General features: G+C 53.1%; 18 protein-coding genes, 1 tRNA gene and 1 pseudogene. 11 read left to right on the top strand and 9 right to left on the bottom strand.

Annotated features, from left to right (window positions below; translation table 11 throughout):
- The first annotated feature begins 1 nt into the window (after position 1).
- Positions 2-997 carry a branched-chain amino acid aminotransferase gene (locus KG631_RS15865; protein ID WP_214000630.1) on the top strand — a complete coding sequence of 332 codons (996 nt, stop codon included), beginning with the start codon at positions 2-4 and terminating at the stop codon, positions 995-997.
- Between the two features lie 88 nt (positions 998-1,085).
- On the opposite strand, the gene yjgA is transcribed toward KG631_RS15865, so the two are convergent.
- Positions 1,086-1,625, bottom strand: coding sequence for a ribosome biogenesis factor YjgA (gene yjgA, locus KG631_RS15860; protein WP_214000629.1), 540 nt, complete (start codon positions 1,623-1,625; stop codon positions 1,086-1,088).
- Between the two features lie 118 nt (positions 1,626-1,743).
- On the opposite strand from yjgA, the gene pmbA reads away from it, so the two are divergent.
- Positions 1,744-3,090 (top strand): metalloprotease PmbA, encoded by a 1,347-nt coding sequence (gene pmbA, locus KG631_RS15855; RefSeq protein ID WP_214000628.1) that lies wholly within the window; start codon positions 1,744-1,746, stop codon positions 3,088-3,090.
- Between the two features lie 109 nt (positions 3,091-3,199).
- On the opposite strand, the gene KG631_RS15850 is transcribed toward pmbA, so the two are convergent.
- A complete protein-coding gene (locus KG631_RS15850) occupies positions 3,200-5,368 on the bottom strand; it encodes a M3 family metallopeptidase (protein WP_214000627.1) in 2,169 nt (722 codons plus the stop codon).
- A 167-nt stretch (positions 5,369-5,535) separates the two neighbouring features.
- Positions 5,536-7,455, bottom strand: a complete 1,920-nt coding sequence (locus KG631_RS15845) for an ATP-binding protein (protein ID WP_214000626.1) — start codon at positions 7,453-7,455, stop codon at positions 5,536-5,538.
- Positions 7,456-7,616: 161 nt separating this feature from the next.
- Between KG631_RS15845 and KG631_RS15840 the strand changes: the two genes are divergently transcribed.
- Positions 7,617-7,693 (top strand) — tRNA-Arg (locus tag KG631_RS15840).
- Between the two features lie 384 nt (positions 7,694-8,077).
- On the opposite strand, the gene KG631_RS15835 is transcribed toward KG631_RS15840, so the two are convergent.
- The 4 genes from KG631_RS15835 to KG631_RS15820 all read right to left on the bottom strand — a co-directional run bounded on the left by KG631_RS15835 (position 8,078) and on the right by KG631_RS15820 (position 11,603).
- On the bottom strand, positions 8,078-9,361 hold the full coding sequence (locus KG631_RS15835; RefSeq protein ID WP_214000625.1) for a serine hydrolase domain-containing protein: 1,284 nt from the start codon (positions 9,359-9,361) through the stop codon (positions 8,078-8,080).
- Entirely contained in the window at positions 9,358-9,570 is a 213-nt protein-coding gene (locus KG631_RS15830) for a helix-turn-helix transcriptional regulator (protein WP_214000624.1), read from the bottom strand. The genes KG631_RS15835 and KG631_RS15830 overlap by 4 nt, the downstream gene beginning before the upstream one ends.
- The gene (locus tag KG631_RS15825) at positions 9,570-10,208 is read right to left on the bottom strand and encodes a DUF2975 domain-containing protein (RefSeq protein WP_214000623.1); all 639 of its coding nucleotides are present in this window, start codon (positions 10,206-10,208) and stop codon (positions 9,570-9,572) included. Before KG631_RS15825 ends, KG631_RS15830 begins: the two co-directional genes overlap by 1 nt.
- A 105-nt stretch (positions 10,209-10,313) precedes the next feature.
- On the bottom strand, positions 10,314-11,603 hold the full coding sequence (locus KG631_RS15820) for a tetratricopeptide repeat protein (RefSeq protein ID WP_214000622.1): 1,290 nt from the start codon (positions 11,601-11,603) through the stop codon (positions 10,314-10,316).
- A gap of 159 nt (positions 11,604-11,762) precedes the next feature.
- Here KG631_RS15820 and KG631_RS15815 point away from each other — a divergent pair, with 159 nt between their 5' ends.
- Positions 11,763-13,289 carry a S41 family peptidase gene (locus tag KG631_RS15815; RefSeq protein ID WP_214000621.1) on the top strand — a complete coding sequence of 509 codons (1,527 nt, stop codon included), beginning with the start codon at positions 11,763-11,765 and terminating at the stop codon, positions 13,287-13,289.
- A 111-nt stretch (positions 13,290-13,400) separates the two neighbouring features.
- On the opposite strand, the gene KG631_RS15810 is transcribed toward KG631_RS15815, so the two are convergent.
- Together KG631_RS15810 and KG631_RS15805 are read right to left on the bottom strand one after the other, a co-directional pair.
- On the bottom strand, positions 13,401-14,612 hold the full coding sequence (locus KG631_RS15810) for an FAD/NAD(P)-binding oxidoreductase (RefSeq protein ID WP_365869242.1): 1,212 nt from the start codon (positions 14,610-14,612) through the stop codon (positions 13,401-13,403).
- Positions 14,613-14,854: 242 nt separating this feature from the next.
- Positions 14,855-15,040, bottom strand: a complete 186-nt coding sequence (locus KG631_RS15805) for a DUF2892 domain-containing protein (RefSeq protein WP_214000620.1) — start codon at positions 15,038-15,040, stop codon at positions 14,855-14,857.
- Positions 15,041-15,225: 185 nt separating this feature from the next.
- On the opposite strand from KG631_RS15805, the gene KG631_RS15800 reads away from it, so the two are divergent.
- The 7 genes and pseudogenes from KG631_RS15800 to KG631_RS15770 all read left to right on the top strand — a co-directional run bounded on the left by KG631_RS15800 (position 15,226) and on the right by KG631_RS15770 (position 21,100).
- Positions 15,226-16,626: a cytochrome ubiquinol oxidase subunit I gene (locus tag KG631_RS15800; RefSeq protein WP_214000619.1), complete on the top strand. Its 1,401-nt coding sequence runs from the start codon at positions 15,226-15,228 to the stop codon at positions 16,624-16,626.
- 71 nt (positions 16,627-16,697) lie between these two features.
- Positions 16,698-17,628, top strand: a pseudogene (gene cydB / locus KG631_RS15795) (cytochrome d ubiquinol oxidase subunit II).
- 23 nt (positions 17,629-17,651) lie between these two features.
- Complete coding sequence (locus tag KG631_RS15790; protein ID WP_214000618.1) at positions 17,652-18,617, top strand: ABC transporter transmembrane domain-containing protein; 966 nt, start codon at positions 17,652-17,654, stop codon at positions 18,615-18,617.
- A gap of 74 nt (positions 18,618-18,691) precedes the next feature.
- On the top strand, positions 18,692-19,165 hold the full coding sequence (locus tag KG631_RS15785; protein ID WP_214000617.1) for an ATP-binding cassette domain-containing protein: 474 nt from the start codon (positions 18,692-18,694) through the stop codon (positions 19,163-19,165).
- Positions 19,104-19,274, top strand: coding sequence for a hypothetical protein (locus tag KG631_RS15780; RefSeq protein ID WP_214000637.1), 171 nt, complete (start codon positions 19,104-19,106; stop codon positions 19,272-19,274). Before KG631_RS15785 ends, KG631_RS15780 begins: the two co-directional genes overlap by 62 nt.
- A complete protein-coding gene (locus KG631_RS15775; protein ID WP_214000616.1) occupies positions 19,240-19,377 on the top strand; it encodes a hypothetical protein in 138 nt (45 codons plus the stop codon). The genes KG631_RS15780 and KG631_RS15775 overlap by 35 nt, the downstream gene beginning before the upstream one ends.
- Positions 19,367-21,100, top strand: coding sequence for an ATP-binding cassette domain-containing protein (locus KG631_RS15770; RefSeq protein ID WP_214000615.1), 1,734 nt, complete (start codon positions 19,367-19,369; stop codon positions 21,098-21,100). Before KG631_RS15775 ends, KG631_RS15770 begins: the two co-directional genes overlap by 11 nt.
- Positions 21,101-21,122 lie beyond the last annotated feature (22 nt).

Genomic DNA, 21,122 nt, shown 5'->3' with positions numbered 1-21,122 from the left:
AATGGCTGCATTTGGTAGTGTTTTTATGCCACAGATGGCATTAACCCGTTTTGAACAGGGCGCCTGGAGCACCCCGCAGATTGTTTCTGCAGACAGTATCAGCCTGCACCCGGGTGCGCACGTGCTGCATTATGCCAGCACCTGCTTTGAAGGTTTAAAGGCTTTTAAACACAGCGATGGCTCGATAAATTTATTCCGGATGGAGAAAAACGTCGCCCGCCTAATTCAAAGCAGCGCGTTGTTATCCTTACCGCAGCCCGATGCCGCGACCTTAAGCCAGATGATTATTGATATTGTCCGTCAGTACGCCAGCGATGTACCCGAGCCGCCAGGCTCAATGTATATCCGGCCAACCCATATTGGTACTGAAGCCGCCATTGGCAAAGCCGCGGCACCAACAGCCAGCTCCATGTTGTATGTGCTGTTATCGCCGGTTGGCGATTACTTTGCCGGTGGCAGCAAGCCGCTACGGTTGTTGCTGGAGCAAAATGGCGCCCGCTGTGCGGCCCATATGGGCATGGTAAAAAGCGGTGGTAATTACGCCAGCGCGCTGCAACCGATTTTAAAAGCGCGGGCCAGTGTCCAGGCAGATCAGGTACTGTTCTGCCCGGGCGGTGATGTCCAGGAAACCGGCGCGGCAAACTTTTTGCTGATTGACGGCAATGAAATTATTACCAAGGCGCTGGACAGCAGCTTCCTGCATGGGGTTACCCGCGATTCAGTGCTGACCCTGGCCCGTGATATGGGCATGACGGTATCTGAGCGGGAGCTAAGTGTTACTGAGTTACTGGAACGTGCAGCCAAACCGGGTACTGAAGCGGCTTTGTCAGGCACCGCCGCGGTACTAACCCCGGTAGGTACTTTAATTGCCGATGGTACCGAGCATAAAGTGGGTAGCGGTGAAGCCGGCCCGGCTACGTTAAAACTGCGCCAGGCGCTGAATGATATTCAGTGGGGCAAAGCCTCCGATAAGCATGGCTGGTTAACCCGTATTTAAGATTGAATAATCAACCGCATAAAAAAGCCAGCAGTATGCTGGCTTTATTTTTGGCGAAAATGTGGGCAAACCGATGGCAGCTCACACCCTAACCGTTCTCGCTATCCATTATCACCGGCCGGATCAACTGAAACAGCTCCCGGTAAGCTTTAGGTGGTTGTTCTTTTTCCTGCTCTTTCTTGGCCTGGCGAATTAACAAGCGCAGTTGCTGAATTTCAATATCCGGATAGGCTGCCACAAACTCAGTTAACGCATCATCGTTATGCAGCAGCTTTTCCCGCCATTTTTCCACCTTATGAAACTGCTTATCGGCGGCCTGCTTGGTATTACGCATTACCGCCAGCGCCTGCTCAATTTGCTCGACATCACGGGTACGCATTAAGCGGCCAATAAACTGAATATGCCGGCGCAGCGCTTCGCGTTTTTTCGCCAGCTTGTCGGCCAGCTCCAGCGCATCGACGAGTTCTTCATCCAGCGGCACTTTGGCGCGGGCCGCCGGGCTTAACGCCACCAGCTCTTCGCCCAGTGCCTGCAGGGCATGCATTTCACGTTTTATCTGGCTTTTGCTGATATGGTCTGGCTGGTCCAGCCATTTGCTGTCGCCGTATTTAAATTCGGTTTCGGTCATGGTGCTTCTTCATTAGCATATTTGTGCTAAGTATAACACTAAACTTATGCCTGCTGGCAGCAGCCTTAAGCAGTCTATGGTAAGCTTGGCACAAATAGAGTGATCAGCAAGAGTGAATATGCAAGCAACAGAACAAAACGTCTGGCAGGAAATTGCCGAAGTTAAAGATGCGGTCAGTGCAGTGCTGGCCCGGGCGAAAGCATTAGGCGCCAGCAGTGCTGAAGCCTCGATGAGCCGGACCCGCGGTTTAAGCGTGGAAACCCGCCATGGCGAGGTGGAAACAGTTGAGTTTAATCAGGACGGTGGTCTGGGCATCAGTTTATATTTTGGTCAGCGTAAAGGCTCGGCCTCGACGGCTGACTTAAGCCCGCAGGCGCTTGAGCGCGCTGTGGCAGCTGCTGCTGATATCGCCCGCTATACCTCAGAAGATCCGCACGCCGGGGTGGCAGAGGCAAGTTGGCTGGAGTTCAGCCCACCGGATTTAGATTTGTTCTACCCCGACAGCATCAGCACCGAGCTGGCCATCAGCTTATGTGCCGGCGCCGAAGAAGCGGCCTTTGCTACCGATAAGCGGATCACCAACTCTGAAGGCGCCTCATTCTCATCGCATCAGGGTTTAAAAGTGTATGGCAACAGCCATGGCCAGCTGGTGGGTTATCCGAGTTCGCGTCACAGTTTCAGTTGCGTGATGATAGGCGAGCAGGACGACGATATGCAGCGCGACTACAGCTTTACTGTCGCCCGCCAGTACAGTAAATTACTTGACCCGAAACAGATTGGCCGCGAAGCGGCGCTGGAAACTGTGGCCCGCCTAGGCGCGCGCCAGGTTGCTACCCAGAAAGTCCCGGTTATATTCCGGGCCGACATTGCCAGCAGCTTGTTTGGTCATCTGGTATCCGCGATCAGCGGCGGCAGCATTTACCGTAAGTCCAGTTTTTTACTGGATAAAGTCGGCAAGCAGGTAATGGCAGCCGGCGTTACCATTAACGAGCAACCGCATTTACCCCAGGCGCTGGCCTCCAGCCCGTTTGATGCCGAGGGCGTTAAAACCCGCGATTTGGCGGTGATTGAGAACGGCGTATTGAACACATATTTAACCACCAGCTATTCCGCCCGCAAGTTAGGTATGGCCAGTACCGGCCACGCCGGCGGCATCCATAACTGGCTGATCAGCCATGGCAATGACGATTTAGCGGCACTGTGCCGGCAAATGGGTAAAGGCCTGCTGGTAACCGAACTGATGGGCCAGGGCGTCAATACCGTTACCGGTGATTACTCACGGGGTGCCAGCGGCTTCTGGGTAGAACACGGCGAAATCCAGTTCCCGGTAGCAGAGGTAACTATCGCCGGTAATCTGGCCGATATGTTTATGAATATTGCGGCAGTGGGCAACGATGTTGACCGCCGTGGTGGCGTGTTGACTGGCTCGGTATTGATCAGTCAGATGCAGCTGGCCGGCAGCTAATTCAACTGCGCCAGTAAAAGAAAAGCCCGGTGATATTAACCGGGCTTTTTGTAGTAATTGATATGAGAACCGGCTGGCTTGACGTCAGCCGGTTCGACTTGCTGCGTGCTTAATCTACTTTGGTTTTCAGGCCGCGGCGGATTAGCAGTGCGTCAGTAGTTGGCTCCTGGCCCCGGAACGCTTTGTAAGAGTCCATGGTCGGCCGTGAGTTACCTACTTCCAGAATATTTTTCCGGTAGTGATCACCATTCTCGCGGGTTAAACCACCCCGTGACTGCACATAGGCATAGGCATCAGCCGCCAGAATTTCACTCCACATATAGGCATAGTAACCGGCAGAATAGCCGCCGCCCATTGAATGGGAGAAAAAAGTCGATTTATAGCGCGGTGGTACCGCTGCTAAATCTACGCCATGCTTTTTCAGCGCTGCCGCTTCGAACTCATTAACATTCTGTAATGGCGCATCGGCTGACAAAGAATGCCATTCCATATCTAATAGTGCCGCAGACATATATTCCAGGGTGTCATAGCCCTGGTTAAAGCTGCGTGAGCGCAGTACTTTATCCAGCAATTCTTTAGGAATGGGCTCACCGGTTTCATAGTGCTTGGCGTAATTAGGTAACACCTCAGGATGTTGCGCCCAGTCTTCTTCGAAAGTAGACGGGAACTCAACAAAGTCACGCGATACCGAAGTGCCGGCTAAGGTTGGGTAGTTCACGTTTGAGAACATACCGTGCACGCCATGACCCAGTTCGTGGAAAATGGTGGTGGTATGGTCGTAGCTGATTAATGTCGGCTCGCCATCTGGCGCTTTTGGAATGTTCATCACATTCACCACTACCGGCTTGGTGCCCAGTAAGTGCGACTGGCCAACAAACGAGCTCATCCAGGCGCCGCCACGTTTGCCGTCACGGGCAAAGTAGTCAGCATAAAAAATGGCCATGCTGGTGCCATCGGCGTCGAACACTTCATAGGCTTTTACGTCCGGGTGGTATACCGGTAAATCTGGCCGTGGTTCAAACCGCACGCCATAAAAGCGGTTTAACGTATAAAACGCACCGTCTTCCAGTACCCGGTTAAATTCAAAGTATTGTTTAACTTCGTCTTCGTCTAAATCGTATTTAGCCTGGCGAACCAGCTCGGCATAGTATTCCCAGTCCCAGGGTTCGGCTTCAAAATCACCACCTTGTTGCTTGATCATGGCATTAATGTCAGCCAGTTCTTGCTTGGTATTTTCCACTACCGCCGGCACCATGCTGCCCAGCATGTCGAATACCGCCTCTGGCGTTTTCGCCATTTGCGCTTCCAGGCCATACGTGGCCCAGTTTTCATAGCCCAGTAACTTGGCGCGCTCCGCCCGCAGTTGCGCTAAGCGGCTGACAATAGGGGTACTGTCGAATTCACCGCTCTGGCCGCGATAGGCTGAGGCTTCCCACACCCGCTTGCGTAGTTCGCGGTTATCCAGCTGGCTTAATACCGGCTGGCGGGTGGTGTTAGTAATGCTAAGCAGATACTTACCTTCATGGCCGGCTGCGTTAGCTGCGTTCGCTGCAGCAGTGATCTGGGCTTCAGATAAGCCGGCTAGTTCTTCTTTGCTATCAACCACTACCGCAATATTTTTAGTTTCAGCCAGTTGGTTCTGGGAGAACTTATTGGTCAGGGTAGAGTGCTCTTCGTTTAAGGCGCGAATAGCGGTTTTCTGCTCTTCAGTCAGCTCGGCACCGGCCCGGACAAAGCGCTCGTAATAAACTTCAGCCAGCCGGGTGCTTTCGGCATCCAGTTCTAAATCGTTCCGGTTATCGTAAATGGTTTTAATCCGGGCAAATAATGCCGGGTTTAAATTGATGTTGTCTGAGTGAGCTGCCATTTTCGGCGCCAGTTCAGACTGAATTTCCCGGCGTTTTTCATTGCTGTCGGTACCGCTCAGGTTGTAAAACACCCGTGCTACCCGGCCCAGCATTTCACCGCTTTTCTCCAGGGCAACCAGGGTGTTTTCAAAGGTCGGTTCTTCTGGATTATTGGCAATGGCTTCTACTTCGGCCATATGCCGGCTCATACCTTCGGCAAAGGCCGGCAGGAAATGATCATCTTTAATTGCGCTAAAGTCAGGTGCCTGATACTGCAGGCTGCTTGGCTGGAAAAAGGGGTTGCTGCTGGTCACTTCGGTATTCTCAACGGCTGAGGGTGTGGTTTCTGCTTGGGTTGGTGCCGTATTGTCTGAGCAGGCGCTCAGAGCAAAAATGGCACTCATCGCAGTAGCGAGTAATGTTTTGCGCATTGTTATGTCTCCGTGGCGTGGTTGCGGCTTGGCCGCTAGTCATTATTATCAGCTGCACCAGACAAGGTGAGCTGTAGCTGATGTAGTATGCCAAAATTGGCGATAAAATACCGGGCTTTGCAGCCAATGGTAAGCAAATTAAGACAAAAGCCGGCATAGTGCAACTTTTAAGCCGGGTCCGGCGTGGCGGCCGGCAGCTCAAAGTAAAAACAACTGCCCTGCTGGCGACGTTCATAGCCAATCTGGCCGGCCATTTGCTCGATCAGTGCCTTACTGATTGCCAGCCCTAAACCGGTGCCGGCATGCTGGCGGCTGTCCTGGTTATCAGCCTGAGCAAAGCGTTGAAACAGTTGCGGCAGAAACTCTCCGGCCACCCCATTTCCCTGGTCAACAATACTAACCCGAATCAGCTTATTATGCTCTGACAGGGTAATTTCAACTGTACTGTCTGGCGGTGAAAACTTGACGGCATTAGACAGTAAATTCAGGCACACCTGGCTTAAGCGGCCTTTATCCGCCAGCACCCTGTCGGTGGTGTCTTTGTCGCAGCGTATCACCAGCCGCTGTTTATGCTGCATGGCGGCAATTTGGGTTATGCTTTGCTCCAGTATAGGAAGCAAAGCTACAGTCTTGATATCAAACCGTATTTTTCCACTGGCCAGTCGTTCAGTGTCCAGTAAATCGTTAATCAGCTGATTTAACTGACCGCAACTGTTGTGTGCCATGGTCAGCATTTTCTGGGCTGAGCGGTTTAAGTCGCCGAGCGCGCCACTTATCGCCAGGCCCAGGGCGCCATTAATGGCAGTGAGCGGTGTGCGTAACTCATGGCTAACGGTGGCGACAAAATCATTCTTTACCTTTTCCATTCGTTTGCGACTGGTAATATCCCGCATCAGTAGCAGTTGATACTGCTGGTCGCCCAGCGCCAGCCGGGTGCGTGATAACGATAACTCAAACTGACTGCTATCCTGGCGCAAACCACTGCCTTCAAACTCTTGTTCGGGCTTGGAGGTTGCACTGTAAATGGCTTCGATGCTTTCCGGGGTAGCCAGCAGCATCGACCAGTGCAAGCCCTGTAAACTGCCCCTGGGGTAATCAAATATTCGGTAGCAGGACAAGTTGGCGTCTTCAATAATGCCTTCTTCATTGGTCACAATAATGGCATCTAATACGTTATCGGTAACTGCCCGCAAATAGCTTTCACTGCGGCTCAATTCAGCGGCGGTAAACCGCAGTTGTTGCCGGGAATAAAATAACCAGGCTAACAAGGCCAGCAAACATAACGTAGCGAAGTACAGTCCGGCCCGTAACCAGGTGCCCCGGTCGATAACGGGTTCTGCTGCTCTTATTGCCATTTGCCAATCGGCGCCACGAATTGCCAGGTTCAGTAGCAGGCTGTCGTCGTAGAATAAACGTGGTTCACCAAAAAAGCTGTTGCCATACTCATGCTGATCAGGTGTTTTGGCGCGCAGGGCAATGGTAACATTCTGCTCGGCGGCGCTGGCAGCCAGCAACGACCAGATAGTTTCAATATTGATTACGGTGCTTAAAATACCCCAGTAACTATCGTCCGGAATAAAAATAGGTAGACGATAAATAAACGCCTGGCCGCCCTGCACCAACCGTACCGGGCCAACCAGACGCGCCTGGCCGCTTTGAATCGTTTCTTCTACCAGTGGCCATTGGTCGGGTAAATCGGGGTAGTATAAATTCAACGCCCGCTCATTGCCGGCCAGCGGGTAAATGTATTGCAACCGGTTACCCGGCGCCACACCAATATTGCGGATATGTTTGGCTTGTTGCACCAGGCCGGGCAGCAGAATGTCCAGCTCGGCTTTATCTACTTTGCCGCCACTGGCCTTAACATAAGACGCCAGGCCTACCGTTAAATAAAGGGGAAGGTTTAATTCCGATTCCAGCATTGCTTTCAGCTGGCCGGCACTGGCTACTTCTTGGCGTAACTGCTGACTGCGGTTAAGTTGCTGTTCGTGTTGTACTAACGTTTCTGTAGCCCATAAGGCAACACCGGCCAGTGTTGCTAGCAATATCCAGTGCCAATAGCGCAACGCGCTAAAAAAACGACCCATGCAACAAGGTTCCTTAACCACAATAAAGCTACTCTAGCTTGTCACTGGCAGCGGTGCAATCATCGCTTATTAAACTGTTTGCCTAAAAAACGCACTGTCAGGTAATAGACTTACAGTAAAAGCCTGTCTATAATGCGCGCTCGCACCAAAGTGCGAAGGTTGCACCCGTAGCTCAGCTGGATAGAGCGCTGCCCTCCGGAGGCAGAGGTCAGAGGTTCGAATCCTCTCGGGTGCACCAAAACAATCAACCGCCATTACGGCGGTTTTTTGTTTTTAGTACCTGAAGGATGAGAACCTGTGTTCGACAAAAGCGTCGGGAACGCTTTTGAACAGCTTCAGCTGGCCCGAAGGGTGAGGGCAGGATAGCCCGAATAATCCTCTCGGGTGCACCAAAACAATCAACCGCCACTTCGGCGTTTTTTTGTTTTTAGTACCTGAAGGATGAGAACCTGTGTTCGACTAAAGCGTCGGGAACGCTTTTGAACAGCTTCAGCTGGCCCGAAGGGTGAGGGCAGGAAAGCCCGGATTTTCATCATAAACACCTTCGTCGAGGTTAGCGCCGTCGATATTCTTACAAATATACTTTGCGATATAGCCGGTGGATTGATCGCTTGTTCCATATTCACTGCTCCTGGTTTACGCGCACCATCGTAAACGCCTGGTTTTCGAATTGTAAAGTGGCATCCGAGGTGTTCGTCGCGTTTTCAAAGGTGATAACAACCGGGACATCGGCTAATTCAAAGGTTTTTTCGTCAATAGCATGCAGTGGCGTCTGGCGAACCAGATCGCCTGCAGGGGTCAGCTCACGATATACCAGTCGGTTATCGCTAATACCCAGGGTAATTTGGTTACCCTCTTTATCTTCTTTTAGTCGGTAGTGTCCTGCATATAACGAAAGTGCGTGTTCCGGTAATTGTTGCCGGGGGCGGTGCTGAAAGTTTGGCAGGCTCATCCTGGGGTCGATTAAATGCAGGGCGATATCCTGTAGTGCGTCATCAGCAGAGGAATTGCTGAGCAATACTACACCAACCTGGTTATCCGGACGAAACGCAATAAAGGCCTGATGACCGTTGCCGTCTCCGCCATGAAAAAAGGCATCGAAACTTTCATCCTGATACTGTTTCCAGCCCCAGTGCCTGGTTTGCTGCATTTGGTGTTTTAAAAAACGACTCAAATCCGCTGCGGTTGAGTAAAGACCGCCAGCACCATAGGCGACTTCAGGCACGCCTGCCACAGACTTAACCGCCACTGTGGTGTGGTGGCGGCCAGCCAGCAACGCCTTGTCAGGTTCGAAGCCCGTGCTGGTTAACTTAAGTGGTGTCAGGATTTCACTGTTCAGTTGGTCTTCAAAGCACGACTTGTTAGCTTCTGCCAATGCCAGCCCCAGAATAGCCATACCCACACTTGAGTAAGCGTCGTCCGCAGGTAAATCAGCCTTACGTGATAGCGTGGCCAGTAACCTGTCGGTACTGTTTTGCGCTAAGGTTTCGGCTGATAAATCCCGGGGTAGTGCCGCCGTGTGATTAACCAGATATACCAGACGTGTATCAGCGCCGTCGTCAATACCTTGCCAGATATCAGCAAGCAACGTGTGTTGCGACACTACGTTTTCTGACTCCAGTGTTTCAAACAGCGCTGCGGTAAAAAGTTTTGTCAGCGAACCAGTGGCAAATTGTGTGTGCTCAGATAAGGGCATTTCGCCATTAGCATGGGTTACACCATAACTGTAGAAATAGCTGCCTGTCGGGTTAACAAGACCGATGACAACACCGGGGCGGTGTTTATTGTCTACTGCTGCGCGAATGCTTTGTTTCACCTCTGGCGGGATTGCGGTAAGCGTTGCAACATCGTAGTTCTGGCATGCTGAAAGAAACAAACATAACGTTATTAAAGACAGCGGCTTCATGGTTTTTCCTCCTGATATTCAAGCAAATCGCCCGGTTGGCATTGCAGCACCTGACACAGCTTCTCTAAGGTATTGAACCGGATACCGCGTACGTGACTATTTTTTAACAGCGATAAATTGGTTTGTGAGATACCAACCTGGTCGGCCAGCTCTTTCATTTTCATTTTACGCCGCGCCAGCATCACGTCTAAGTTCACTACTATTGGCATCAGATAATCTCATCATTGTCGGTTTGCAGTTGCGCACCCACGTAAAAGGCACGGGCCATCACCAGCACAAAGCAGCCGGCTAACAGCAGAGTGATGTTAAAACCCGGATAAATCAGCACGTCATTGCCGCTGCCGCTTAGCAGCCGAATATGGGTAAAGTTAAATTCCGAGTTGTGGCTGGCTGCGGGGATAAACAAATAAAAACGGAGGAAAACTTCCAGAAACAGCACCACAGGCAGGGTTACCAGTAAATAGCCGGTTTTCTGCAGGGCAGACGCGCTGCGGCGCGAAAACGGCCGGCCGCTGCTAACGTCGGCCACCAGTTGCCTTAAAAAATAAATAATGGCGCTAACCATGCCGCCTGCCAGTAAAATGGTCAGGGCCCGGCTCAATGCCAGGCTAAATGCGCTGGTTTCAAGCAACAACTCGCCCTGCGTTGTCTGCAGTAGCAGGCCGGTCTCGCTGCCGGCCAGGATAACCTCAGTCTTGGTGGTCTCAGCCAGCTGTACCTGCCAGCTGGTAAGCAACTGCTCGTCCAGCAGTGGCAGTGCCAACGCAAACAGGGCACTTAGCAACACAAGGGTAAGCACCAGCCAGAAGGTCAGTGTCAGCAAAAGGTGTAATGTTCTGGTATTCATGTCCCAACCTGATTTAGCAGTTCGCTTGTTATTGCTAAACCTTAGACATGAATTATATGTTTTGCAATAAAAATATTACGTTTTACGTAATATTTTAGAGGGATCCTATTGGCTGTTGCGGCTGGCTGGCTGACAAGAATGGCCGGTTTGCAGTCGTTGGTTCAGCTCGCGGCACAGTTGCAGGGCACCGGCGCTGTCGCCGGTGGCATGTAACACCTGCGCCAGCCCCAGTGTTGCCTGTTCATGCAATGGTGCCAGGCTTAACACCTGCCGGTACCAGCTTTCGGCGGTCTGGTAATCGCCGGCATGCAGGTAATGATCGCCCAGCATACTGCCGACCTCGGCTATCCAGGGCCGGATTTGTACTTCCTGCTGCTGGTAACGCTCAGACATTGCCGCAAAAGCTGCTTCATAGGCCTGCAACGCCAGAGGCATGGCGTCTGTGGCCTGATACAGTTCACCAATATTAAGTTGTACCTGCCAGGCTTGCGGGTCAATTTGCAGTGCCTGCTGATAAACGCCTATGGCATCCTGATACCGCCCCTGTGCCGATAATACAAAACCCAGTGCTTTTAAGGTGGTGGCGTTGTCCGGGTTTAACGCCACTGCTTGCTGTGCCAGCGCCAGCGCGCGTTGCAGTTGCTGCTGGCTGGCATCATCAGCCAGGGCACCAGCGGCAACTTTGGCCGTCAGGGTGCGGTGCTCACGGGGTTGTTCGCCCGACCAGCGAATGGTTTTCTGAACCAGCGCATTGGCCAGACCGGCATAAGCCAGGCCGGCACCCGGGTGCAGTTTCAGATGCTGCTGATAAAGGGCAATCGCCATTTCATTATCGGCCAGACGCATCTGATGATAATAATCATCGGCCCGGGTCAGTAAGTCCTTGGTGATGACCGGGTTGGCAGGCGCGGTGGCAGGGCGCAGGGTAACATAGGCCAGCAGGCCGGCTACTGCGAATAATGTCAGCAGCAAGGCCGTCAGCAGGGTTGGCATAGTCCGGCGGGCTGCTTTGCTTGCCACAGCAGTAGAGCCTGGTGCAGACGATAACGCGGAGGCCGCTGGGTTGCTTACCGCTGCAATCAGCCGGTAGCCGCGCTTTGGTATGGTTTCAATATAACGCGGCGCTCTGGCATCATCATCCAGGCTGGTTCTGAGCCTGGACAAGGTTCTTGCCAGCGTATCATCAGTGGCATAGCTTTCTGGCCATACCCGGCCAACCAACAGGTCTTTATTGATCAGCTGGCCCGGCTGCTCTGCCAGCACCTGTAGTAACTGACAGCTTTTAGGTTCCAGCCGGCGCATATCTTGCTGCTGTTCCGGCCAGCTGTCGCTTTTACGAACACAGCTGCCACTGTTAAAATCAACGTACCAGTCGCCTATTACAAGTTGGGTCATACAAGTTTTGTCATAAGTGTTGTGTCATAAAAATTATGCTTTAATTCAATAATATAGTTGCTGTCAGGTTTTTGTCAGGTTAATCGTCTGCCATTGTCAGGACAATTCTGGTAACGGTCAATACGCTACGGGCTCTGTCAAACACATGGAGATAACCCTATGTTCCACCCACTTAAGATTTTACTGCCGCTCGTGCCACTTGTGCTGCTCGCTCCCGGCCTGTTGCTAGCTGCTGAACCTGGACATGCCACGGCGCCGGTGCAAGATGCCGCCACTACCCTTTACAGCAGCGAGCAGCTGCAGCAGGATTTTCAGCAACTTTACCGTGATTTGCAGCGGGGCAGTTACCATTTATTTGCTCATTATCCAAAGCCGGCATTTGACCAGCAGTTTACAGAACGTCTGGCACAGCTAAACAAACCCATGTCACCACTGCAGGCTCATAAGCATTATATGCAGTTTGTGGCGCTGGCCAGGATTGCCCATACCCGTATCGACTTTCCCACCGCGCAATACCAGCAATTTTTAAATGCAGCAGGCAAAACCCTGCCATTCAGTCTCAGTATTCATGGCGATGACGTACGGGTAGCCGCGTATTATGGCGCCGACCCGCGGGTGCAGCCCGGACAACGGCTGCTCAGCATTAATGGTATTGCTGTCAGGGATTTTCTGCGACCACTGCAAGGTTATCTGGCTGCCGACAATACCAGCTTACTCGATGGCCTGACCGGCGGCCAGCTGGCGCCGCTACTCTGGTTACACCATGGTGAACAGCCATCTTATACCCTGTCCCTGCAACAACCCGGCAGCGACACACCCTATCAGCTGCAACAGGCCACGCTTAGCCAGGCTGAGCAGGCCCGGCTTATCGCGGCAAAAAGCGCGGCGAAAAGCACACCAGACAGCGACGTTAGCAGCGAGCCGCGTCAGTACCAGATCCTGGCAGACACTATTGGCTATCTGCAGCCCGGGCCATTTTATAATGTATATGCCACCACTGATGCTGAAATATGGGACACCACTGAATTTCATGACTTTATTGACCAGGCCTTTGCCGCCTTTGTAGCGGCTGAGGTTAACAGCATCATTATTGATCTGCGTAATAATCCTGGAGGCACTAACAGCTTCAGCGATCATATGCTGGCCTGGTTTGCCAATAAGCCTTTTCGGTTTGCGGCTGATTTTAGGGTAAAAGTGTCAGAATTGTCGCGGGCAGCCAACCGGGCCAGAATGCCGGAAGAGGGCGAGGCTGATGCTATTACCCTGCAACTCGAGCAGTTTTACCGCGACAATACGGAAGGAAGTGTAATTTCGTTTCCGCTTGATAACAGCAAACCGCATGACAAGCCGCGCAATATTGCCGACAGTGGTATTCAGCTGCTGGTACTGATTAACCGTTATTCTTACAGCAATGCGGTGTCGGTGGCGGCCATTGCCCAGGATTATAACTTTGCTACTGTCATTGGTGAACCGACAGTAGATTTAGCCACCACCTATGGGGCTATGGAAACCTTTACCCTTAAGCATACCGGCATTAAGGTGGGCTATCCGAAGGCGCTGATTATCCGGCCCAACGGTGACACCCGACCGGCCGGGGTACAGCCAGATGTCCTGCTGCAGTTGCCGGCAGACGATAAAGCCGCTTTGCAGCAGGTTGTTGACTATATTGGACAAAAAGCGCGTTAATTCGTTTGGTTAAATCACTTAGCTGGCATCAAAATTACAGCTGGGTTTAGCGTGTCTGTCGGCTGGAATATCTTCCCGGTACAGCGGCCCGGCCAGCCATTCATGGTCCTTTTAGCATCGCGTACCAATACAACGGCGGCAGGAGTTTTCTTTTAATAACCAGGACAGCCGCGCAGGCTTAGTGCCATCTACCAGCCATTTCGGAAAGGTAGGTTCTACCTTGCCACCGTATAAAAATTCGGCCAGCACGATTTTACCGCGCTCTACTGTTAGCGGGCAGGAGCCGTAGCCATCATATACTGCCCGCAATTTCTGACAGGCTAACAGGCTTAACAGATTCTCAGCGACTACCGGTGCTTGTTTACGCACCGCTGCAGCTGTTTTGGCATTAGGGGTATTGCTGCAGTCCCCCAGGGCAAACACATTAGCAAAGGTTTTGTGCTGCAAAGTGTCGGGGTAAACATCTACCCAGCCAGCACTATCCGCCAGCGGGCTTTGCCTGATCACATCCGGGGCAACCTGTGGTGGAGTGACATGCAGCATGTCAAACCGCTTTTGCTGCAGTTCAGTGCTGCCATCAGCCAGGGTGTGCTTAAAGGTCGCCGTTTTGCTGGCAGCATCAATGGCTTGCAGGTTCGTCTGCAGGTTAAGTTTAATCTGGTACTTTGCAATATACTGCTGGAGTGCCGGGACATAGTCAGCCACGCCAAATAAGGCGGCACCGGCACTGCAAAATTCAACATTGATGTTACTCAGTTGCTGCTGCCGCAACCAGTGGTCGCACGACAAATACATTGCTTTTTGTGGCGCGCCGGCACATTTAATTGGCATTGCTGGCTGGGTGAAAATAGCCGTGCCCCGGCCCAGCTGCTGCACCAGTTGCCAGGTATAGGGTGCCATGCCCGGCTGATAATTTGACGTGACACCCTGAGTGCCGAGGGCATCCTGTAAGCCTGGTATCGCCTGCCAATCCAGCTTTAACCCGGTTGCAACCACCAGGCTGCGGTAGCCCAGCTGCGTATTATCAGCCAGTAACAGGGTATTTTGCTGAGGTGAGAAACCTGCGGCAGCATGTTGAAACCAGCTGACATTTTTGGGGATAAGATCAGCCATTGCTTTGGCAGTGCTGGCCTGCTTGAATACACCACCCCCCACTAACGTCCAGCCCGGCTGATAATAATGCTGGCTGGCGGGCTCCACCAGGGCAATGCTTAAATCTGGCTGGCGTTTTTGTAAGCTCGCAATTGTCGCTAACCCGGCGGCGCCGCCACCTACTACAACCACATCATAAATGGGTGATGCTACCGTCGTGTCTGTATTCACAAGTCCTCCTGTCAGCTCGCTGAGCCTGGATTAAACCGCATATGCTTCTTTGTTATATATCTATATCAAATAAGCATATTCTAATTAATCTATACGCTACTGCCAGGTTTCGCAAGCAAAAACCAGAGGGTTTGTTAGAACATTAGGTTAAGGTAAATTGCTAAACATGAGGTTTTGCTAATATGGTGGCCACCACACTCAGCCACCTGAGTTAGCAACAGGTCCCGGGTTGCCGGCCCGGGTTATAACTTACAGGTTTTAATACCCAGCACGCTATACAGCGGGCAAAAATTAAATAATCCTGTCAGCAAAGGCACTACACCTATCCAGCCCCACAACCCAATAGTACCGGTTGCAGCCAGGGCAATTAACACCACGCCGGCAATAATCCGGATGACTTTATCTATCCCACCAACATTGCTTTTCATATGCTACCTTATAAATTAGTCATTACTTATTGAGGATAGTCCGGCTTACGCCCAATAGCGACTGCTCAATTGCTGCAAAAGCTGATCTGCGTCAATATGCCGCATCATTATATAAGAAAAATATAAATTACTATTGTTATACTATAACTACCAATTATTGGTTATTGCTTTACTCAGGAGTAGATATGGAACTCGACCCGCTATTGCTCTCACGCATTCAGTTTGCGTTTGTGGTGTGTTTTCACGCCATTTTTCCGGTTTTTACCATTGGCCTGGCCAGCTTTATTGCCGTGCTGGAGGCACTATCGTTTAAAACCGGAAACCCTTTATGGCAAAAATTATCGAAATTCTGGATCCAGGTGTTTGCCGTGGTATTTGGCATGGGCGTGGTATCGGGTATCGTGATGTCGTTTCAGTTTGGTACTAACTGGAGTAACTTTTCTTATGCTACCGCTAACTTCCTCGGGCCGGTACTCAGTTATGAAGTGGTCACCGCCTTTTTCCTGGAAGCCGCATTTTTAGGGGTACTGCTGTTTGGCCGCGATAAAGTGCCGCAGGGTGTGCACTTATTTGCCGCCATTATGGTCGCACTGGGGACCTTCATTTCCTCGTTCTGGATTTTGTCGGCCAATTCGTTAATGCAAACCCCGGATGGCCTGGAGCTGCGTAACGGCATGTATCATGTGGTGTCATGGGCCGATGCACTGTTTACCGCTTCATTTGCTTACCGCTTCGTCCACATGGCGCTGGCATCATTTTTAACGGCGGCGTTAGTGGTGGCCGGGGTCAGTGCCTGGTTTATTCTGCAGAAACGCGAATTCGCCACTAACCGCAAAGCGCTGTCGATTGCCTTATGGATGCTGTTAATTCTGGCACCGTTGCAGGTGGTGGTCGGTGATTTTCACGGCTTAAATACCTTAAAGCATCAGCCGATGAAAGTAGCGGCAATGGAAGGCAACTGGCAAACCGACACCGGCGTGCCGCTGCTGCTGTTTGCTATTCCGGATCAGCAGGCGCAAACCAATCATTTTGAAGTGAAAATTCCAAAGCTGGCCAGTTATGTGCTTACCCACGACTGGGACGGTGAAGTGCCGGGCTTGAACGAAGTGGCGCCTGAGATGCAACCGCCGGTGTTTATTGTGTTCTGGTCGTTCCGCATTATGGTCGCCATGGGCTTATTAATGGTGGTGTTTGCTATCTGGGGCTTGTTGTTGCGTTACAAAGGCAAATATCAACATAGCCGCAGCTTTTTGCAAGGTCTGCGCCTGATGAGCTTAAGCCCCTTTATCGCGGTGCTGGCAGGGTGGGTGGTAACGGAGTCAGGCCGGGCGCCCTGGTTGATTTATCAGCAGATGACCCATGCCGAAGGCTTAACGCCCTCGCTGACTGGCGGTATGGCGTTGTTTACCCTGATTGGCTACATCGTGGTGTATGCCCTGGTATTCAGTGCCGGGGTCTATTACCTGCTGAAAGTATTCCGCGGGGGTATTGAAAAAGCCAACCGGCCGCACGAGCAGCAAGAGTTTGAACGTCCGAAGCGGCCTTTTTCTGCCGCCCATGCCAGCCTGGAAGAAGGAGACAACTAATGGAACAGCCATTTGATTTAACATTAATCTGGGCCGGTATTATTGCCTTTGGGGTAATGATGTATGTGCTGATGGATGGTTTCGATTTGGGCCAGGGCATCTTGTTCCCGTTTGCCCCTGACGAGCATCACCGCGATGTGATGATGAACTCGGTCGCCCCGGTATGGGACGGCAATGAAACCTGGCTGGTGCTCGGTGGTGCCGGCCTGCTGGCCGCCTTCCCGCTGGTGTACTCAGTGTTTTTACCGGCCTTGTACATCGGGGTATTTTTACTGCTGGCGGGCTTGATTTTCCGCGGGGTCGCGTTTGAGTTTCGCTTTAAAGCGAAAACCTCAAAGTACCTGTGGAACTGGGCCTTTGCCGGCGGCTCGACTGTGGCTGCTTTTGCCCAGGGCGCGGTAGTTGGCGCTTATATTCAGGGCTTTGAGACCGAGAACTTCCGTTATGTTGGTGGGGCGCTGGACTGGCTCACCCCCTTTACCGTGATCACCGGCCTGGGCCTGGTTGCCGGCTATGCGCTGTTAGGCGCCACCTGGCTGATTATGAAATCAGAAGGTGAAGTGCAGCAGTGGGCATACAAACTGGCGCCACGTTTATTGTTAATGGTGCTGGTGGTATTTGCTATTATCAGCGTTTACACGCCCTTTGTTGACCCCTATGTTAAAGAACGCTGGTTCAGCGGCTTCAGTGCTATCTGGTTATTGCCGGTGCTGGCGTTGTACTGTGCTTATGCTAATTTTCAAAGCCTTGCGAAAAGGCCAGGAAGGCATGCCGTTTGTCGCCACCATGGGTTTGTTTCTGTTTACTTACCTGGGTTTGTTAGCCAGCAAATGGCCTTATATGGTGCCGCCAAATTACACCCTGTACGATGCCGCATCAGCCTTTGAGTCGCAGTTATTCCTGCTGTTGGGCTTCCTGTTTGTGATACCAATAGTGCTGGCCTATACCGCCTGGACTTACTGGATTTTCAGCGGCAAAGTTAAAGCAGGCGGTTATCATTAACTGTTTTGCCTGGTATGGCCGCTATGGCAGCTGAATTTGCCAGTGGGCCAGAGCTGCTGCGCTTTATCAGCCGGCAGCAGCAAAGTCGGCTGCGGCTGGCCGTAGCCTGTGGTGCGCTGGCGACAGCGGGTTTAGTTGGCCAGTGGTATTTACTGTGTACCCTGTTGTATCAGGGGCTGCTGGCCACCCCGGGTGTTAGCGTGTCGCCGGTAATACTGGCGGCGTTAGTGGCGGTGATATTACTGCGTTTAGTGTTACTGCGCGCCCAGGAGTTACTGGCCAGCAATGCCAGCGCGGCTGGCCGGCAAGCGCTGCGCCGGGCCTTGCTGCAAAGCTGGCAGCATCGTCCGGTGTATCAGCTGGCACAGCAATCACCTGGCGCATTAGCCAGCCAGTGGCTGGAAGATGTTGACGCCTTCGATGGCTATTTAGCCCGTTACTGGCCGCAGCAATATTTAACGGTGCTGGCGCCGTTGCTGATCCTGCTGGCGGTATTTTATACCGATTGGCTGGCCGGGCTGCTGTTGCTATGCAGTGCGCCGCTGATCCCGCTGTTTATGGCATTGGTTGGCATGGGGGCTGAACAGCTTAATCAGCGCCATTTTTTATTACGCCAGCGTCTGGCTGGCCATTTTTTAGATCGGATTCGCCAGCTTGCCACCATTAAACGACTGCAGGCGGTGGCTGCCAGCCGGGCTGAAGTGGCCAGTCGCAGTGATCAGTACCGCCAGGTGGTGATGCGCACCCTGAAAGTCGCGTTTTTATCCTCAGCCGTACTGGAGTTTTTCAGCAGCGTGGCCATTGCCAGTGTTGCGCTGTATATCGGCTTTGGTTTGTTAGGGGCAATTAACTGGGGCCCGGCGGCGGGGCTAACCTTGTTTTCCGGCTTATTTATTTTGCTGCTGGCGCCGGAGTTTTTCAGCCGCTGCGCAGTTTTGCCCAGTTTTACCATGACAAAGCAGCAGCGCTGGCCGCGGCTAACCAGTTAGCGCCACTGCTTAGCCGCAGCGACTTTCAACCTGCTGCAGCAGATACGGCAACCACCACAACAACGGCAGCACCAATGGTTCAGCAATTGCTGATTAGTCAGCTAGCCGTAGGCTATCCGGGTGCGGCCCGGCTGCAGGCCGGTTTAAACGCCAGGCTGCATACCGGTCAGTGTTTACTGATCAGTGGCAGCTCGGGGCTGGGCAAAACTACTATTTTGCAGACGCTGGCAGGCCTGTTGCCTGCCTGCAGCGGCAGTGCCAGCTTAAACCAGCAGCCGCTGGCGAGCCAGGTTATGGCTTACCTGCCACAGCAGCCATGGCTGATTGCCGGCAGCTGGGCTGATAACCTGCGCTTGCTGGCGCCTGAGGCGACAGAGCCGCAAATGCGCCAGGTGCTTAGTGAGCTTGGCCTGGCTGAGCTGATAGCAGAAAGCGGTTTATACCGCCAGATAGGCGAGCAGGGGCAGGGGCTTATCCGGTGGTCAGCTGCAACGGCTGCAACTGGCCCGGGTGTTGTTAGCGCCAACGGCGGTGGTGTTGCTGGATGAACCCACTGCCAGCTTAGATAACCAGAGCCGGGATATTGTGATTAATGTGCTGCAACGAGCTAAAGCCGAAAACCATGCTGATTATCGTCAGCCACGACCCGGCGCTTAAGGCGCTGGCCGATCAGCATTGGCAGCTTACTGCGGCAACGACAGACACAGCACCTGAGTTAACCACAGCAACAGCATTAGAGCAGGTGCAGCATGAAGCCTGAAGTCGTAAACACCAACTCAGCCACTGACAAGCGCCAGGCCAAAGCCGGTGCGCTGGCCTACTGGAGTAAACAACTGCTATGGCAGCAGCGCCGGCGAATACTAACCGGCGTGCTGCTGGCATTCGCCACGGCGGCTTTTGGCCTGGCATTGCTGGGCTTGTCGGGCTGGTTTATTACTGCTACCGCGCTGGCCGGGATCAGTGTTGCGGCAGGCGCCATGTTGGCGCTGGATGTGTATTTACCCGGCAGTGGTATCCGCTTTTTCGCGTTGGGCCGCACCGTCAGCCGTTATCTGGAGCGGCTGTACAACCACGATTCAGTGCTGCGGCAACTGGCACTGGTGCGCCAGCAGTTGTTTCAGGGGCTGGCCAGCCTCAGCCCGACGGCAATGGCCGAGCAAACTAATGCCGACTGGCTCAGCCGGCTGACAGCAGATCTGGACAGCCTGGATAGTCTGCTGCTGCGCCTGCTACTGCCACCGCTAACGGCACTACTGAGCTTATTGCTGCTAAGCGCCGTGATCAGTATCTGGTCCGGGCCGGCGGCGTTGTTATTGCTGCTGTTATGCTTATTGGGCTGCGGCATTATCTTCAGCTTGTTAATCTGCTATCAGCAGCCGCTTAGTCAGCAACTGGCGGCAGCGTTTAATCAGGCCCGGCTGGCTGTCATCAACCATCTGCAAGGATTGCCAGAGCTCAGAGCCGCCCGCTTGCAGGGGCATCAGCAGCAAGCACTGCTGCAGTTCAGCCATACACTTGGCCAGCTACAGCAGCAGATCGCCCGCCAGCAGGCAAATGCCCAGTTGGCGGTAAATGCCCTGCACAGTGTGCAGGTGGTATTAGCAGCACTACTTGCCCTGGCGGGCTTTAACGCGGGCTTGCTAAGTGCGCCGGTCGCCGTGCTGCTGGTGCTGGCGGTATTTGCGCTGGGCGAATTACTGCAGTTACTGCCCGGCCAGTTAAGCACGCTTGGCAGAACCCGTTTTGCCGCCGGGCGATTGTACCCACTGGCGCAGCAGCAACTACCCGCCGTGGCTGTGCCCGCGGCTTTGCCAGCCACGCCCTGGCAGCATCTGCAGCTTACGGTGGCGGCCCATCCCCGCCTGCCAGCCAGTCAGACCAGGCCATTGCAGCTGGATTTCAGCACTGAGCACCCGTGGTGGCTGGTCAGCGGCCGCTCGGGCAGGGGTAAATCGACCCTGGCCGGCTTGCTGCTGGCTGAAACCCTGGCAGAGGCGGCAAGCACAGGCGGCCGTTGTCACTACAGCATTGAACAACAGCAGGTAACGCCAGCCAATGCGTTTGCCATGCAACAGCACAGTGCCTATCTGACTCAGCAGAACAGTGTATTGGCCGACACCCTGTATGCCAATTTAACCCTGGGGCTGACCGATATAAGTGATGCCGAGCTATGGCGGGTATTAGCACTGGTTGAACTGGCTGACTGGGCGCGGGGGTTGCCACAGGGGCTGGATAGCTGGCTGGGCGATACCGGCCAGCAGCTGTCGGGTGGCCAGGCCAGGCGGTTGTGTCTGGCCCGGTTATTACTGCGCTCACCCCAGCTGGTGGTGCTGGACGAGCCTTTTAACGGCCTGGATGACGCTATGGCGGCGCGTTTATGGGCTAACATTCAACCCTGGCTGGCCAATAAATTTGTCCTGTTGTTGCTGCATCAGGCACCGGCTTTTCTGGCGCGCAAGCAGTGGCGTCAGTTAGCGCTGTAAAGCCAACTATACGGCTGATAGA

It is taken from the genome of Arsukibacterium sp. (genome assembly GCF_018402695.1).
GTDB lineage: Bacteria > Pseudomonadota > Gammaproteobacteria > Enterobacterales > Alteromonadaceae > Alishewanella.
This window is presented reverse-complemented; position numbering and strand designations above follow the sequence as displayed.